12 protein-coding genes are annotated in these 17,217 nt (G+C 26.6%); 3 read left to right on the top strand and 9 right to left on the bottom strand.

Annotation, left to right across the window (positions count from 1 at the left end; translation table 11 throughout):
• Nucleotides 1–205: 205 nt before the first annotated feature.
• Nucleotides 206–1,324, bottom strand: a complete 1,119-nt coding sequence (locus tag RYM86_RS14790; protein ID WP_315081443.1) for a Ger(x)C family spore germination protein — start codon at nucleotides 1,322–1,324, stop codon at nucleotides 206–208.
• Nucleotides 1,314–2,720 carry a spore germination protein gene (locus RYM86_RS14785; RefSeq protein ID WP_315081440.1) on the bottom strand — a complete coding sequence of 469 codons (1,407 nt, stop codon included), beginning with the start codon at nucleotides 2,718–2,720 and terminating at the stop codon, nucleotides 1,314–1,316. Before RYM86_RS14785 ends, RYM86_RS14790 begins: the two co-directional genes overlap by 11 nt.
• Before the next feature lie 179 nt (nucleotides 2,721–2,899).
• Between RYM86_RS14785 and RYM86_RS14780 the strand changes: the two genes are divergently transcribed.
• A complete protein-coding gene (locus RYM86_RS14780; protein ID WP_315081438.1) occupies nucleotides 2,900–3,991 on the top strand; it encodes a GerAB/ArcD/ProY family transporter in 1,092 nt (363 codons plus the stop codon).
• A gap of 185 nt (nucleotides 3,992–4,176) precedes the next feature.
• Here RYM86_RS14780 and RYM86_RS14775 read toward each other — a convergent pair whose 3' ends face one another.
• Entirely contained in the window at nucleotides 4,177–4,725 is a 549-nt protein-coding gene (locus RYM86_RS14775) for an ECF transporter S component (RefSeq protein ID WP_315081437.1), read from the bottom strand.
• 297 nt (nucleotides 4,726–5,022) lie between these two features.
• Between RYM86_RS14775 and trpS the strand changes: the two genes are divergently transcribed.
• Nucleotides 5,023–6,039 (top strand): tryptophan--tRNA ligase, encoded by a 1,017-nt coding sequence (trpS, locus tag RYM86_RS14770; protein WP_315081436.1) that lies wholly within the window; start codon nucleotides 5,023–5,025, stop codon nucleotides 6,037–6,039.
• Nucleotides 6,040–6,065: 26 nt separating this feature from the next.
• On the opposite strand, the gene RYM86_RS14765 is transcribed toward trpS, so the two are convergent.
• From RYM86_RS14765 to galU, 3 genes are all read right to left on the bottom strand, one after another.
• On the bottom strand, nucleotides 6,066–8,087 hold the full coding sequence (locus RYM86_RS14765) for a methyl-accepting chemotaxis protein (RefSeq protein WP_315081435.1): 2,022 nt from the start codon (nucleotides 8,085–8,087) through the stop codon (nucleotides 6,066–6,068).
• A gap of 592 nt (nucleotides 8,088–8,679) precedes the next feature.
• A complete protein-coding gene (locus tag RYM86_RS14760) occupies nucleotides 8,680–10,692 on the bottom strand; it encodes a methyl-accepting chemotaxis protein (protein WP_315081433.1) in 2,013 nt (670 codons plus the stop codon).
• A gap of 275 nt (nucleotides 10,693–10,967) precedes the next feature.
• Complete coding sequence (galU, locus tag RYM86_RS14755) at nucleotides 10,968–11,840, bottom strand: UTP--glucose-1-phosphate uridylyltransferase GalU (RefSeq protein WP_012425845.1); 873 nt, start codon at nucleotides 11,838–11,840, stop codon at nucleotides 10,968–10,970.
• Between the two features lie 347 nt (nucleotides 11,841–12,187).
• Here galU and brnQ point away from each other — a divergent pair, with 347 nt between their 5' ends.
• Nucleotides 12,188–13,459, top strand: a complete 1,272-nt coding sequence (brnQ, locus tag RYM86_RS14750; RefSeq protein WP_315081432.1) for a branched-chain amino acid transport system II carrier protein — start codon at nucleotides 12,188–12,190, stop codon at nucleotides 13,457–13,459.
• 273 nt (nucleotides 13,460–13,732) lie between these two features.
• On the opposite strand, the gene RYM86_RS14745 is transcribed toward brnQ, so the two are convergent.
• The 3 genes from RYM86_RS14745 to RYM86_RS14735 all read right to left on the bottom strand — a co-directional run bounded on the left by RYM86_RS14745 (nucleotide 13,733) and on the right by RYM86_RS14735 (nucleotide 16,854).
• Nucleotides 13,733–14,836 carry a Gfo/Idh/MocA family oxidoreductase gene (locus RYM86_RS14745; RefSeq protein WP_315081431.1) on the bottom strand — a complete coding sequence of 368 codons (1,104 nt, stop codon included), beginning with the start codon at nucleotides 14,834–14,836 and terminating at the stop codon, nucleotides 13,733–13,735.
• Nucleotides 14,837–14,877: 41 nt separating this feature from the next.
• On the bottom strand, nucleotides 14,878–15,483 hold the full coding sequence (locus RYM86_RS14740) for a sugar transferase (protein WP_315081430.1): 606 nt from the start codon (nucleotides 15,481–15,483) through the stop codon (nucleotides 14,878–14,880).
• A gap of 150 nt (nucleotides 15,484–15,633) precedes the next feature.
• Nucleotides 15,634–16,854 carry a glycosyltransferase family 4 protein gene (locus tag RYM86_RS14735; protein ID WP_315081429.1) on the bottom strand — a complete coding sequence of 407 codons (1,221 nt, stop codon included), beginning with the start codon at nucleotides 16,852–16,854 and terminating at the stop codon, nucleotides 15,634–15,636.
• Between the last annotated feature and the right edge of the window lie 363 nt (nucleotides 16,855–17,217).

Here is a 17,217-nt window from a genome sequence, read left to right as displayed (position 1 = left end):
TTACAATATTTATAGTATATCGTTATCCTTATATTTTGGCAACAATTCAAAAGTTAATAATTAGACTTTGTTTTATGTTAGTGTTCATATATGCACAAGCAAAGTACTTAATTAAAACCAAAACCATGCTTAAAGTTAATTTACTTATAATTTTATACTTATTATAAAATTAATGCTTTAACTTAAAACATGGTTTGATTCTTATCTATAAGCTATTTTTAGTTCTTCCGCTTCCATCTATATCTATATCTACCTCAACATTAAGTTCTACTTTAGATAAATAGTCCTCTTCTTTTTCATATCCATATTTTTGATTTAACAAATTCATTACTTGTAATATATCCACATTTTTTTCTCTATACTCATTAAATGTATGTTTTAAATGTAATTTTATACTTTCTTCCTCTAATTCACAAATACTATTTATAAACTCTTTATCCACCATAAATTTACTTTGTGATTCAGCAATATTAGTTTTTAACTTAAGTTTTTTATTTAATACTATTTTGTCATTAGAATAATCTACAGATGTTTTTATCTTAGAATCTAGTATTTTTAATGTTATAAAATTATTCTTTGCATTTGGATTTACAACTTCTAATATTCCACTCTCAATATTATTAGTTAAAAGATTATAACTTAAAGTATTTAGTGTATCTATTTTTCCAATCATCCTATCATTTTGAATTATTGTCCCACCACCTAATTCTATTTTTTTATCACGTGCATCTTCCTTTAATTTTAATGTACTTATAATAGATAAATTGTTAGGCAATAATCTTTGAATCATATAAGTATTTGTATTTAACTTTATTACTTTTGATGAATTTTCATTTTTTCCTACTAAATCATCTAAAAATAACCCTAAATACTCTTCGTCACTACTTGATAATTCTAAAAGTTTATCAACATCATCAAAATAAGCGAACATATTAGGTGTTATTGGAAATTCAGGATCATTATTTATTAAATCTATATATTTTTTTATTCCATTTTTAACAGCATTACCAGTAAAAATATATGCTCTATTTTGAGTGAAATTTAGTTTAAAGCTAGCTGCCATGTTAACATCTCTAATTGCTTCTAAAGCAGTTTTACCTTCACCCTTATATATTAATCTTTTTCCTTTTTCAATACTCTCATTGGCATTTCTAAATGCTTTAACACAATCTAAGTACAAAACAACATTAGAATTTTCATCTTCATCAAATATAATACTTGTTACAAAAGTCACCTTATTTATATCGTGATAGTTAAAACATGAAACCATAGAAAAGGACATTAAAATTACTAATAAAATTATAAAAGCTCTTTTAATTTTCATTATTTTTCTCCTTTCCTATTATTGTCTTAGAAATTTTACTTAATCTACCTCTAAAGATTGTATCTCTAAATTTATAAGTTGTATCTGTTGCAATAGGAAATAAGAATGGATATCCACCTGTTTCTAAATCTGATATATCGCTTAATAAAATTACAAATGACATAAAAAATCCCGGCAATCCAAAGAATGCACTAAGTATTACAACACCTATTGACCAAATAGAAATTGCTCCATATATTTTAGGAATCAAGAAGTAACTTAACGTACTTAATGCAACTATAATAATTGTTATTCTTGATGCTATACCTGCTCCTACTGCTGCATCTCCAAGTATTAATGCCGAAACTATACTCATAGCTCCACCAATTGGTTGTGGCAATCTTAAACCTGCTTCTTTAATAAGTTGGAAAGCTAGCATCATTATTATAACTTCAAAAACTGTTGGAAATGGCACACCAGCTCTTGCAACAGCTAATCTAAATGTAAACATTGGTGTTAGTAATGAAAAATGATGTGTAACAACAGCTATATATAATCCTGGCATAAATGTAGCTAAGAAAAATGCAAGCCACCTTAGTATTCTTAAAAAATTAACAAAAAGTCTATTTAAATAATAATCATCTGGAGTTTGAAAATTTTCTAAAAAGAAATATGGAATTGTTAGTACAAATGGTGTTCCATCTACTAATACTGCTACTCTTCCCTCCATTATTTTAGCTGCTACTTCATCCGGCTTTTCTGTATATCCAACAGTATCAAATAATGAATCTTTCTTTCTTAGTTTAGCTTCTATATAATTAGTGTCTAATATAAAGTCTAAATGTAAATTATTGATTGTTTCTTTAACTTCATTTATTAAGTACTCTGGTGCCACCCCTTCTATGTAACACAAACATACAACTGTTTGTGATTTTTCTCCAACATATAAAGGCTCAAATTTTAAATCTGAATTCTTGATTTTTCTTCTTATTAATGAAATACTATTAACAAATAATTCATTAAATCCTTCTCGTGGACCCTTTACTACTGATTCTGTAACAGGAATACTTATACCTCTAGTCGGAAACCCCTTTACCTCACAGAAAATCATTTTTTCTTCATTTTCAAATGTTAATACTATATCTCCTGATAATATATGTAATACTGCATCATCCAAATCTTTAACATTACCAACTATATTAATTTCTAATACCTTGGTGACAATATCATCTAAAGACTTACATTCATAGCTATAATTTTTCAGTGGACTTACAATATAATCACTTATAAATTGTGAATTACACAATGTATCAATAAATATCAAAGTTGCTTTTCCAAGCTTAGTATCAACATCCCTATACTTTACATCAAATGCTTTCTCAAATCTTTTTTTTAAGTAATTTAAATTTTCATTCATAAATACATCACCTAAAAATATTATCTCTCTTAAATGGTTTAATATTCATTTTTTTGTTAATACTAAAATCAAGGTATTATTTTGATAAAAATAATCAAAATATAATTTGAGTCATTATTTAATCAATATGGTAAATTTATAAATTATTATATATAGCACTTAAAAGGGGCGAATCTTGAATGAAAAACTATTTATCAACTAAACATTGCATAATTTTAATATTAGCAACTACATTAATTAGCCTTAGAACCTATAGTTCATTCTTTATAAAATATGGTAAACAAGATACTTGGATATATTTATTAATATCATTATTAATTTTGATATTATTTTTTTATTTTATAATAAACACATTAAATAAATTAGATAGTCCCGATTTAGTAAAATCAATGAAAAAATATTTACCTAAGCCTATAGCAAATACATTTTTATTTTTATTTTCAATTGGACTATTATTAAATGCCATAGAAAGCACATCAATAGAATCTAATTTTATATATACAAATTTATTTTTAGAATCCCCTATTGGATATTATCTGTTATTATTTCTTGTTCCTAGTATTTATTTATTAACAAGAAAATTTTCTTCAATATTAGTGTTTGTTACAGTTGCCTTTTCTCTTTTATTATTAAATGATGGGATACTTGCTGTTTTAATTGAACCTTATAAAAATTATAGATATATTTTTCCGATTTTACATAATGATTTAAATATAGACTCAATAAAATGTATACTGTTTTTATTAGGATCTCTATCATCAATCTGTATTCTTCTTCCTTATTTAAAATTACTAAATAGTAAGAAAGATTTAAAAAAGAATACTCTGATTTCACTCTTAATTGTTTCAATTATAACAATATTTTCTACTATTGGAGTCATTGCTACATTAGGAGCTGAAAGATCAGCTAATATATTTTACCCTGGATTTATTCAATCAGATATAATTCAGACATTAGAATTTATAGAATTTGGTGAATTCTTTTATATTTTTAGAATTGTTATAGGTTTTTTTATTAAATATATCTTATCTGGATATGCAATATTTTTAATTTATCACGATAAAATAAAAAGTAAAAAAGTATTCTTCAGTATATTTTTAGTTATAGTTTTTATATTATCTTACTTAGTTTCAAACAATAACTATATACTATTTCATTCTTTAAAATATTTTGAATTGTCATCAATAGTTTTACTACTATTGATACCACTTATCTCCTCTTTTATAATTTCAATAAAATTAAAAATTAATTCAAATAAAAAAATATTGTAAATTAAATTGTTAAATTCATCATATATAAAAATCGGATAATAAATATTTATTATCCGATTTTTATTTTACAATATAATATTAAGGTTTATTTTAAGTCAATTAACATTTTAGCATAAACGCGAATTGGCAGTAAATTACTCAGTCTACTTTACTTATGCATATATCACTAATACCTAAAATAAAGCTTAATTTAACACTGCTTTTTTAGCTTTTATTAGTATCCCACTTAAAGGTAGTGCTATAACTATTCCTGTTGTAACTTGAATTATATTACCTACTATATCTTTTGAAGCATATATTAAACCTTGAAGTATTCCTGCTTTTTCAGTTAAAAATCCCGCCATAATTGTTCCAGCAACAAAATAACCTATAATCATAAAAACTCCACTAATAGCAAATGCTACTGTATTATTTACAAAAGAATTGTTACTTTTTATTTTTTCTAAAATATATCCAGCAATATAAGCCATTGCACCTTTAATAATTAAAGTAAATGGTGCCCATAAATAATAACCACCTAATACATCAACAAGAAACATTCCTAATCCACTTGATACGGCCCCTTTTTTCTTCCCAAGTAATATTACCGATAAAAATACCATGCAATCCCCAATGTGAACAAAACCTCCAAGTGATGGAATTTTGATTATACTACCCGCTAAATATACTAATGCTATCATAAGCCCCATTAGCACTAGTTCTTTAACATTTAAAGTTTTACTTTCACTTTGCATAATTTTTTCCCCCTAAAATAAATTTAATGAGATTATTATATATTTTAACTTTCCCATCTGCAAATGTATCCATACAATTTTTAAAATATAATTAGTAATTACATAGAAAATATTTCTACATATTACATCTAAGTTTAGTTTCCCCAACATTTCACACGTATTTTTAACATTAAATTTTGGGGTTAATTTATATATTTTAAATAACATTTAAAGTACTAATTATTGTAATAATTGACTTACATCTATGCAATACCTATAATATAAGTATTATTATGTACCTTAGAAAGAGGGGTTTTTATGTCAGAAAACACAGTTGAAAGCAAAAAAGTAATATTTAGTGGTATTCAACCTTCTGGTGATTTAACTTTAGGAAATTACCTTGGAGCCTTAAAGAATTGGGTGAAATTGCAAGATGAATTCGAAACCTATTATTGCGTGGTTGATTTACATGCTATAACAGTACGTCAAAAACCTGCTGATTTAAGAAGAAGAACTTTAGAATTATTATCCATATATCTTGCTGCAGGAATAGATCCAAATAAGAATACATTATTTATACAATCTCATGTATCAGCTCATGCAGAAGCTTCATGGATACTTACTTGTAATACTTACATGGGTGAGCTTGGTAGAATGACTCAATATAAAGATAAATCTCAAAAGTATGGTGACTCAATAGGCGCTGGTTTATTTAATTATCCAGTATTAATGGCTGCAGACATACTTTTATATAATACAGATTTAGTTCCAGTTGGTGCTGATCAAAAACAACATTTAGAATTATCAAGAGATATTGCTGCAAGATTTAATAATACTTATAGCGATACCTTTAAAATTCCAGATCCATACATTCCAAAAGCTGGTGCAAAAATAATGAGTCTTCAAGATCCATTAAAGAAGATGTCAAAATCAGATGATAATCCTAATGGATTTATATTAATCATGGATCCACCAGATGTTATCAAAAGAAAAATCAGCAAATCTGTAACAGATAGCCTTGGTATAGTAAACTACACTGATGATCAACCTGGTGTTAAAAATTTATTAAACATATTAGGAACTATAAAAGGTGTTGAGCCTGCATCATTAGTTGCAAACTATGTAGATAAAGGTTATGCAGAACTTAAAAATGATGTAGCTGATGCTGTAATTGAGGAATTAGTTCCAGTCCAAGAAAAAGTTAAAGAATTCTTAAAAGATAAGAAAAAACTTGAAGAAATTTATTCAGAAGGTGCTAAAAAAGCGTCTTATATGGCAAATAAAACTTTAAGAAAAATGCAAAAGAAAGTTGGATTCATTCCTAAAGCATTTTAAATAGAAGCCTATAAAGGCTTCTATTTTTATTTAAGTTTAAATTGTCTTATTTCTTCACCTAACTCATCAGATAACTCTTTTAATTTATTAGCATATTCAACGAATTCCTCTGAAGATTTAGAAACTTCTTCAGTAGAAGCTGAAACTTGTTGTGCACCAGCAGCTGTTTGTTCTGTTATTGCTGATAAGTTTTCTACTTGACTTACAATATTGTCTTTCTTATTAGTAACTCCATGAATAGCTACACCAATCTCTTTAATCTTATTAGTTAAATTATTTACAGAATGTATTATATCATTAAATATAGATTGAGCTTTTAACACTGACTCCTCTTGACTTTCTACTGTCTTATTAGTTTCTTGAACTTCTGATGATGCTGTTTCTACATTATTAGCCACTTCTTTTATTATTGTATCAATTTCTTTAGCTGAATCAGCTGTTTGCTCTGCTAATTTTCTTATTTCATCTGCAACAACTGCAAATCCCCTTCCCGCTTCTCCTGCTCTTGCTGCCTCTATTGCTGCATTTAATGCTAAAAGATTAGTTTGTTCAGTAATTTTAGCTATTGCTTCATTCATAAGTGCTATACTTTGGACACTTTCTACAACATTAGAAACTACGTTGCTAACCCTCATAGTACTTACTCTAGTTTGATTTGACTTTTCAATAATCGTTTTAATCATAGTAAGACCTTTTTTACTTAAATTATTAGTATCAATTGCTAATGAATTTATATTTTTTGTAGCACTATCAATTAAATTTATTTCACTTGATACATCATTCATATTAATTGATAATGATTCAATATTTTGTGCAGATTCAGTACTTCCTTTAGATATTTGTGCTATTGTCTGAGATACTTCTCCAATAGATGATGATACAATTTCACTCATACTTGCTAAATTAGTTGATGTTTGATTTACTGATTTAACTGATGTATCTACCTTCCCAATTAAATAAGAGCTATTTTCAAGCATTTCATTAAAACTCTTTCCAAGCTCTTCAAGTTCATCTCCCGTTGAAATATTAATATTATCTGTAAAATCTCCATTTGCTGCATTTTTAATTACTTCTTTAATTTTATCTATATTTTTAGATAATTTAATAGCAAAATTTCTTCCTAAAATTATTACAAATATTAATAATACAAGCGCTGTTACTATTAAAATCCTTTTATACCTTTGTTGTGGTTTCATAAGTTCAGCTTCAGGCATTTTAAGTAGTATTTTCCATCCAGTTAAATGTGAAGTTGTAAAACTCACACTATCTTTCTTATCTTTTTCACTAATTTTAGTAAAGCCACTATCTGAATTTAGTATGTAATTCCATTCTTGTTTTTTAGCTATATCAGCATTTCCTATTAGCTCTTTATTTGTATGTGCTATTACAATACCATTATTATCAATAATTTCCAATTCTCCGTTATTGCCGTATTTAATATTCTCTATTGCATCTGCAAGACTTGTTAATTTAAAATCTATACATAAAGCACCTTGTATTTTATCATCTTTTATAATAGCCTTAGAAATTGTTGCTACATATTGTTTTGTTGCCATATCTACAAAAACATTTGTAAAAGCAAAATTTCCATTTGCCTCTTTAGCTTTTACATACCATTCTTTTTTTGTATAATCCCCATCCTCAAAGTCTGCATCAGGATATATAACAAACTTTTTATTATTTCCACTATAATAATATGCATTTTCAATATCTGCATTTCCATTTTTAAATAATTTCAAGTCTTCATATAAAGCATTATTGTCAGTTTCACTATCATCAAAATTGTGTCTAGTAATAATATGATTTAACATTGTTTCAACACTATTAATTTTTGTATTTATAGTTTCATCTACCGCTTGTCCTAAACTCACTCCACTTCTCTTAAAATCTCTATCACTGGAAATTGAAAATTCTACTATAGACGTTATTCCTAATATAAAAATAGGAATTACTGCAACAGTTATCATAATTGCTATTAATTTGCTCCTAAGAGTTTTAAAATTTAATAATGAAACTTTGTTTTTAGATTTTATTTTGTTATAGCGCATCAAAATCCTCCCTTTATTATTTTTTTATAGAATAATATATAATATTCTTTGGTTAATTTACACCCCGTTATAGATATTTATAAGTTTCAAATATTTAGTACTTTTCAAATAATAACTATTATAAATATTGGATTTTGTAAAAAATACAAACTAAATTTACTACTAACAAGTATGTTTATATTAGTATTTTCGTAAATATATATATATTCTTGATTTTTTTGTCGTTTTTAGTATCTTTAAAATTCTAGCTATAAATATTAATAAAAAATATTGATATTTGAAAAATTAGTAAAAATAAAAAGATATGATTAAAACTTAGTATAAAATCATTAATTTACTACTGGATTAACCATATCTTTTTTACATATAATTATTATCATCAATTTTAAATCTATATTTATATATGAAATAGGTAAACCAGCCTTGTAATTAAGCTTTGAGAACAGTTAAGTGAGAGTCAAAAGTAAATGTCCAAAAGTAAATGTCCAAATTTTATATTTGGAGCAAGCAGAAATAGGTCTATACTCATTTTTACATTTCTAATATCAATTACTACGTCCAGCTTTGCTTATGAATATATCAACATAACCTTTTATTTAAGCTTAAATTGTTGTATTTCATCATTTAATTTGTTTGATAATTCTTTTAATTCACCTGCATATTTAACAAATTCATCAGTAGAGGCAGATACTTCTTCAGCTGATGCTGATACCTCTTGTGATGATGCTGCTGTTTCTTCTCCTATAGCAGATAAATTTTGAACTTGATTTACAACATTATCTTTCTTTAACGTAACTTCATTAATTCCTTCAGCTATTTCTTCAACTCTATTTGTTAAGTTATTTATTGAAGAAATTATATTGTTAAATATACTTTCTGCATTTAATACAGATTTTTCCTGTCTATTAACAGCATCATTAGTCTTATCAACTTCATTTACTGCTTTATTGACGTTTGTAGCAACTTCTTTTATTATTGAATCAATTTCTTTTGCTGATTCAGATGTTTGTTCTGCAAGTTTTCGTATCTCTTCAGCAACAACTGCAAATCCTTTACCAGCTTCCCCTGCTCTTGCTGCTTCTATTGCTGCATTTAATGCTAAAAGATTTGTTTGTTCTGTTATTTTCGCTATTGCTTCATTCATTAAAGCTATATTTTGTACACTTCCAGAAACTACTTTAACAATATTGCTTACATCCAAAGTACTTGTTTTAGTTTGATTTGACTTGTCCATGATTTCTTGTATCATATCAAGTCCTTCTTTACTTAGATCATCTGTATCTGTTGCTAATTTACTTATATTTTTAACTGCATCATTTATTACATTTATTTCATTAGATACACCATCTAAATTTTCTGATAAGCTTTGAAGATTTTCCGCTGATTCCATACTTCCATTAGATATCTCTCCAATAGTATTAGCAACTTGACTAATAGCTAATGATACCTCTTTACTCATATTTTCTAAACCTGATGAAGTATCATTAACTCCACAAACTGAAGTATTTACATTTTTAATCAAATTAGAAATATTATTTTGCATATCATTTAAATCAGCCGCTAATTCTTCTAATTCATCGCCAGATGAAATGTCTATATTCTCAGTGAAATCTCCATTTGCAATCTTCTTAATACCATTCTTTAGTTTATTAATATTTCCAGATAATTTTTTTGCAAACATAAATCCTAATATAACTACAATTATTAATAAAATTATTGCTGTCATAATCAAAGTTAATGTGTATGCATTCTTTAACTTATCAGTTTCAGCTTTTGGACATTGTAATATTATTTTCCACCCTGTAACTTCTGAAGTGCCAAAACTAGTAGTATAATCAGTATCATTAAGGTATAACTTTATAATACCTTTCTTTTCACTGGATATTTTACTCCATGCATCATTTTTAGTTATATTTGAGCTGCCTATTATCTCTTTATTTGTATGTGCAATTACTACACCATTTTCATCTACTACAGATAACAATCCGTTTTCTCCATAACTAATTTTAGATATTGCATCAGCGAAACTATCTAAATTGAAGTCTACACATATAACTCCATTAAAAATACCCTCTTCAATTATAGCTTTAGAAATTGTAACAACATAATTTTTACTTATTATATCTTGATATACATCAGTTAATATAAATTGCCCATTTGCTGCCTTTGCTTTTTTATACCACTCTCTAGTTGTATAATCATCATTGCCCATATCATCATTAGGATACATAACAAAATCTTTATTTTTTTCACTATAATAATAAGCAAATTCAACATCTGGATTTCCTTCTTTAAGTAATTGAAAATCCCATTCTAAGTTTTTCTTTGTAGTCTCACTATCATCAAAAGTGCTTCTATCAACTATATAATTTGCCATAGTATATATATTGTTAAATTTAGTTTCTACACTTTGTTCTATAGATTTAGTTAAAGTAGTAGAATTTTTTTCAAATTCCGAATTACTAGATTGAGAAAATTGAGAAATTGATCTAAATCCTAATATTATAATTGGAATAATTGATACAAGTACCATCATGAAAAATACTCTCTTTGGTATGCTTCCATTGTTTAATGATTTGTAATTTAATTTTTTATCATTTTTCATTAAAACCTAACCCCCATATCTTAAATTTATATAAATTATATTTATATTTTTAGAAAAACGATTTTTTATTAATACCTTTAAATTAAAAATTAATACTTAAACTTTCTATTAATGCAATTATCGATACTATTAACTATATCTTAATTATTTTTGTTAATAATTATTTTTTGTAGATAATATTTTTTATTATTTAAAAATTAAAAAGTCTATTTTAAAACTACAAAATAATTTCATAGATTAAAATAAACTTTTAAATATACTAGTAATTTTTAATTTTATTTTTCATCCCATGGATTACCTTTTAGATATTCTATAAAAGGCTCTCTTAATTCTTCTCTTTTTAATGCAAATTCTACTGTTGCTTGTAAAAATCCAAGTTTATCTCCTACATCATATCTTCTGCCTTCAAAATTATAAGCATACATTGCTTCTTTACTAATTAAAGTTTTTAATGCATCCGTTAATTGAATTTCTCCACCTTTTCCTGGCTTTGTATTTTCTAATATATTAAATATTTCAGGTGTTATAATATATCTTCCCAAAATAGCTACATTACTAGGTGCTTCTTCTACTGATGGTTTCTCAACTAAATCCTTTACTTTGTAGACTCTATCTTCTATATGTAGTCCATCAACTATTCCGTATTTTGACACGTTTTCTTGTGCTACAGTTTGAACTCCTAAAATAGTAGTATTATATTCACTAAAACAATCTATTAACTGTTTTAAACATGGTTTTTCACTATCAACAACGTCGTCACCTAATAAAACTGCAAAAGGTTCATTACCTACAAATGTTTTTGCACAATGAATTGCATGACCTAATCCTTTAGGTTCTTTTTGTCTAATATAATGTATATCAACCATGTCAGAAATATTTCTTACTAATTCTAAAAGTTCTTCTTTTCCTGACTTTTCTAATTCAAACTCTAACTCTATAGATTTATCAAAGTGATCTTCTATACACTTTTTATTTCTTCCTGTTATAATAAGTATTTCTTCAATTCCTGATGCAACTGCCTCTTCAATTATGTATTGAATTGTTGGTTTATCAACTATAGGAAGCATTTCCTTTGGTTGTGCTTTAGTTGCTGGTAAAAATCTTGTTCCTAGCCCAGCTGCTGGAATAATGGCTTTTTTAACTTTCATCTTTATATCTTCCTCTCATAAAGTTATATTTTTAACTTTAAATAAAGTTTTTATTTGTAATTTCAACTATTCTTATGTTATCACATATTTACCAAAGTGTTAATATGTAATGGAAACTCTTAATGTATACTTGCTTAATTTTTAAACATTCAAATGTTTTTTTAATACTTTTACAAAATTTTAATATTTTTTTTATGCTTTTCACTTAAATTGTGGGTGATATATTGTTATTTTGTATTGAGGATATACTAATGTTATGTTAATATCTAAAAGTATCACTTAATTAATAAAAATTAATAATTTAGTATTACATATAATATTTTCAATAATTTAAGGAGGAAACTATTATGAAAAAAAATACAAAAGATATCATTGTAATAGGATTTGCTTTGTTTGCTATGTTTTTTGGTGCAGGTAATTTAATATTTCCACCATTTTTAGGCCATCTGGTTGGTGATCAATATATTTTAGGTATCATAGGATTTGTTTGTACTGGAGTTGGATTACCACTTCTTGCTATAATAGCTACAACAAAAGGTGATGGCACATTTGAAACTATGGCTTCTAAAATTAGTCCAAAGTTTGCTATAATTTTTGCTACAATATTATTTATAGCAATTGGTCCAATGCTTGCAATTCCTAGAACTGCTGCGACTACATATGAATTAACAATAAGTCCTTTAGTACCTAGTCTCAGCCCTCTTATTTCAATGATAATATACTTTGGAATAAATTTAGTTTTTGTACTAAAGAGCTCGTCCATAATTGATACTATTGGTAAATATCTTACTCCTGCATTAATATTTATATTAACATTAATAATTATAAAAGGGATAATTTCTCCTATAGGATACGTTGTTCCTACTAATGCAACTTCTGTATTGCCGTCTTCATTTATAGAAGGATATCAAACAATGGATGCACTAGCTGCGCTATTATTTGCTTCAATTATTACAAATGCATTGAAAGAAAAAAAATATTTAGAAAAAGATATACTTCCTATGACACTTAAGTCAAGTGGAGTTGCTATAATTGGTTTAGCATTTATTTATGGTGGTTTAATGTTTTTAGGTGCTCAAACAAGCGGATTTGAAATTCCAGATTTATCTAAAACAAGTTTATTATTATTAATTTCAAACAATATATTAGGTAATATTGGTACTACCATAATAGGAATTGCTATTGGACTTGCTTGTTTAACAACTTCTATTGGATTATTAAGTGCTGGTTCTTCATTTTTTGAAAAAGTATCTAATGGGAAACTACCTTATAAAATAAACGCAGTTGTAATTTCATTAATAAGTATTGTAATTGGTTCCCTTGGTGTTGATGAAATAGTTAAAATATCTGGTCCTATTTTAAGTATTTTATATCCAGTAACTATAACTTTAATAATTACTACACTTGCTGATAAGTACATAACAAATATAAAAGCAGTTAGAATAGGTGTTTATACCTCATTAATATTTGGTGTACTAGAAATAATACCATCTATTAATTTAAACTTTATTCCTCTTGGAAGCTTAGGATTTGCATGGGTTTTACCAACGCTAATTGCTATGCTAATAGGATACATTGTATTTCCATTAAGAAAACAAGATGCAAGTTCTTTAGTGTAATAATATAAAAAATGCAGAAGGAAAAATTCCTTCTGCATTTTTTTTTAATTATTGGCTATGTTTTAGCAGAGTGCTGATATATGTATATGCAAAGTGGACGGAGTAATTGAACTTAGGAACACTAAAATGATTATAGTCCCATTTTAGCTTGCTCCCAATGTAAAATTGAGACAAGTAATAAATGTGACAATACTCATTAAGAATTCTCAAAGTCCAATTACAATGCCACTTTACCTATTGCATATACCAACACATATTTAAAACAAATCCTAATTACTTTCTTCCTTTAAACTCATCCTTCATGTCTAAAGTACTGAAGTTTTCTAATGGGAATTGTACTGGCATACCAGTCTTTCTTGATTTATATGCTGCAAGAATTATAGACATAGCATTTCTTCCATCTTCACCGGCTATTAGAGGACTTCTATTATTATTGATAGCATCTATTAAGTCTTTAAATAATGGAGTATGTCCTTCGCCATATACATTATCTATTTTAACATTTACTTCTTCTTTAACAGCCTCTTCATCTTCGCCGTCAAATCTCCAAGTTTCAAGTTCATTATTTGCAAGTCCGCCAATGCAAACTGCTCCAGTTTCTCCAAAAATACTTAAAGTTTCTTCTAAATTCTTTGGATAAACGCAAGCTGAACCTTCAACTATACCAATTGCTCCATTTTTAAATCTTATAATTATTGCTCCAAAATCTTCACCTTCGATGTCTCTTAGATAAGTATCACATTCAGCATATACTCTTTCAATTTCTCCACCCATCATCCATTGAAGTAAATCTATATTATGTATGCATTGATTCATTAATGTCCCACCATCTAATTCCCAAGTTCCTCTCCAAGGTGCTTGTTCATAGTATCCCATATTTCTATTCCAAAGGATTCTTGCTGTACCATTAACTAATCTACCAAATTTATTTTGTTCAACAGCTTCCCTTAATTTCTTTATTGGCTTATTAAATCTATTTTGATGACAAACTGCAAGCTTAACATTATTTTCTTCTGCTACTTTAATCATTTCATTAGCATCTTCAATTGACATAGCCATTGGCTTTTCTATTAATGCATTGATTCCTTTTTTCATACAATAAATAGCTATTTCTGCATGATACCCACTTTCAGTAGCTATTGTAACAACATCTATATTTTCTTTTTCTACCATTTCTTTATAATCAGAATATGCATGAACAGTATTTTGTACTACTCCACATTTTTCTATGTATTCATCTTTTTTTGCTTCTGCTTTTTCTAACATAACGTCACATGTTGCAACTAATTCTGCTTCTTCAATATTCTTTGATAAAGCTTCAACATGTTTATAAGAAATTCTCCCACAACCAATAATTGCAAATTTTAATTTTTTCATAATCCTACACTACCTTTTCTATAATATTTAACTTTATTTTTTTATATACATTTTAATATAGTTTTTACTATTATATAAATATCAAAAAATACATTACTTTTGTTTATGTATTCTAAATTTAATGCTAATTTATCAGGCATAATTGTATTTATGTAAAATTCTTCTGGATTTTCAGCTTTTCCAAGTAACGCATTTTCATCCTTATATCTTATAGATGCTAAATCAGTTATTCCTGGTTTTACTTCAAGTACCTTTCTTTGCTCATCATTATACATCTTAACATACCTTGGCACTTCAGGTCTTGGTCCAACTAAGCTCATATCGCCTTTAAATACATTTATTAATTGTGGTAATTCATCTAATTTATATTTTCTTAAAAATGAACCTATTTTAGTAATTCTATTATCATTTCCTACAGTTATTTGCTTTCCTAATTTTTCTGCATCAACTACCATAGTTCTAAACTTTAATATTTCAAAGTCCTTACCATCTTCTCCAACTCTTATCTGCTTGAAAAATACTGGACCATCAGAGCCTGTTTTTATCCTAATAGATATTACAATAAATATTGGACTTAAAATTATTATTCCTAAAGTAGAGCATATAAAATCAAATACTCTCTTAACTATCTTATTAAAATTGTTCATGAATACACTCCTACAAAATCAATTCTAAATTTATTACTATAAAGTTTTTCTATATTATTGTATAACTTATCAATAATATATTTAATAGATATTTTATCATTTTTAAATAATTTAAGTGGCAAATATATTGATTCTTCATAAATTCTTAACTTATTTTTTTAAAGCATTTAAAAATTTCACTGCTAAACCATGATAAGTGTGATTTTTTAATACATAGTCATTTCCGTTTTGACCCATCTTATTCTTCTCATCATCACTTAATTCCTTAATTTTTAATACTGCTTCAACTACTGCATCAGGATTTTCTGCTGGTACTGTTATTCCACAGTTAGAATCTTTAACTGGATCATTTGATGCTTCTATTGCATAAATCACAGGTCTTGCGGCCATCATATAGTCAAATAATTTATTTGGACTAACTCCATAATTAAATAAATTTTGTTTCTTTAAACTTATATAACAAATATCTAATAATTGTAGGACATTATCCATATTATCTTTTAATACTGGATCTAAAAACTCTACATTTTTTACATCATTAGTTTTTGCATAACTGATTAATTCGTCTTTGACATTACCTTTTCCAACTAAAACATACTTAACTTTTTCATCTTTAGTTTTCTTTGCTGCATCTATCATTGTATCTAATACATTTGCTGGTGAATGATTTCCTGTATATCCAACTAAGAAATAACCTTGATTTTTTAATTCTTTAAGCCTTTCAATAGTCTTTTCTGTTGGTGGATTTTTCTTTTCACCAGGTATTATTCCATTTGGAACATACACATACTTATCAGTTGAAAATCCTCTTTCTCTTATATGCTTATCTGCATTAGGTAAAATCGATACAATAACATCTGAATTTTTATAAGCAAAATCTTCAGCTCTTTGAAGCACTACTATTGCTGGATTTTTCTCAGAAAATCCTCCAATTTCCATAGGACTAAGTGGCCATAAATCATGTATTTCAAAACAAAGTTTTGCATCACATCTCTTAGCTATTCTATTGGCTGGATATATATCTAAAGGATATGTAGATGATGCTATAACTGCATCTGGTTTATACTTATCTGCAATTTTTTTATAATTCATTCTTAATTTATACATAAAAGTTGATATATTTTTTATTCTTCCAATTCCATTTCCACTGTACTCTGGTGTTTTCACCCATACATATGTAATTCCATCTATTATTTCTTCTTCAAAATCCTTTGTAATCTTAGGATTATTTTTTCTTAAATGAGAAAAATTCGCACCTAATATAGTAACATTATGTCCCATATTAGTCCATTCTCTTGCCATATAATATGGTCTAAATTCCATTCCATGATAATCAGAACCAGCATAGTGGTTTATAAGTAAAATATTCATTTAAAATTCTCTCCTTAAATTATGTAATCTATAATTTAATATTTACATACTTATAAATAGAAACTATATTTTTTTCAATTCCATTTGTTATACTTTTCATATTTACATTATACCAATATTTTTTATCTCATAGCTAGCATTCATAATACTCCTACTTTTACAAGTAGGAGTATTATGAATGCTAGTTCCTCATGGATATAACAATTTCTAAGTCTCAAATAGAGTAAAAATCCCATCTAAGATAAAAATTTCGTTTATAATTCTAGTAGATTATAACATAAAAAAAATTTTATTTAAATCCATAAGAATTAAATAATCGAGTAGGAGCTAAATAATTATTTTATTTAGCGTCCTCTCACACCA

The organism is uncultured Clostridium sp. (genome assembly GCF_963527835.1).
Taxonomy (GTDB): domain Bacteria; phylum Bacillota; class Clostridia; order Clostridiales; family Clostridiaceae; genus Clostridium.
This window is presented reverse-complemented; position numbering and strand designations above follow the sequence as displayed.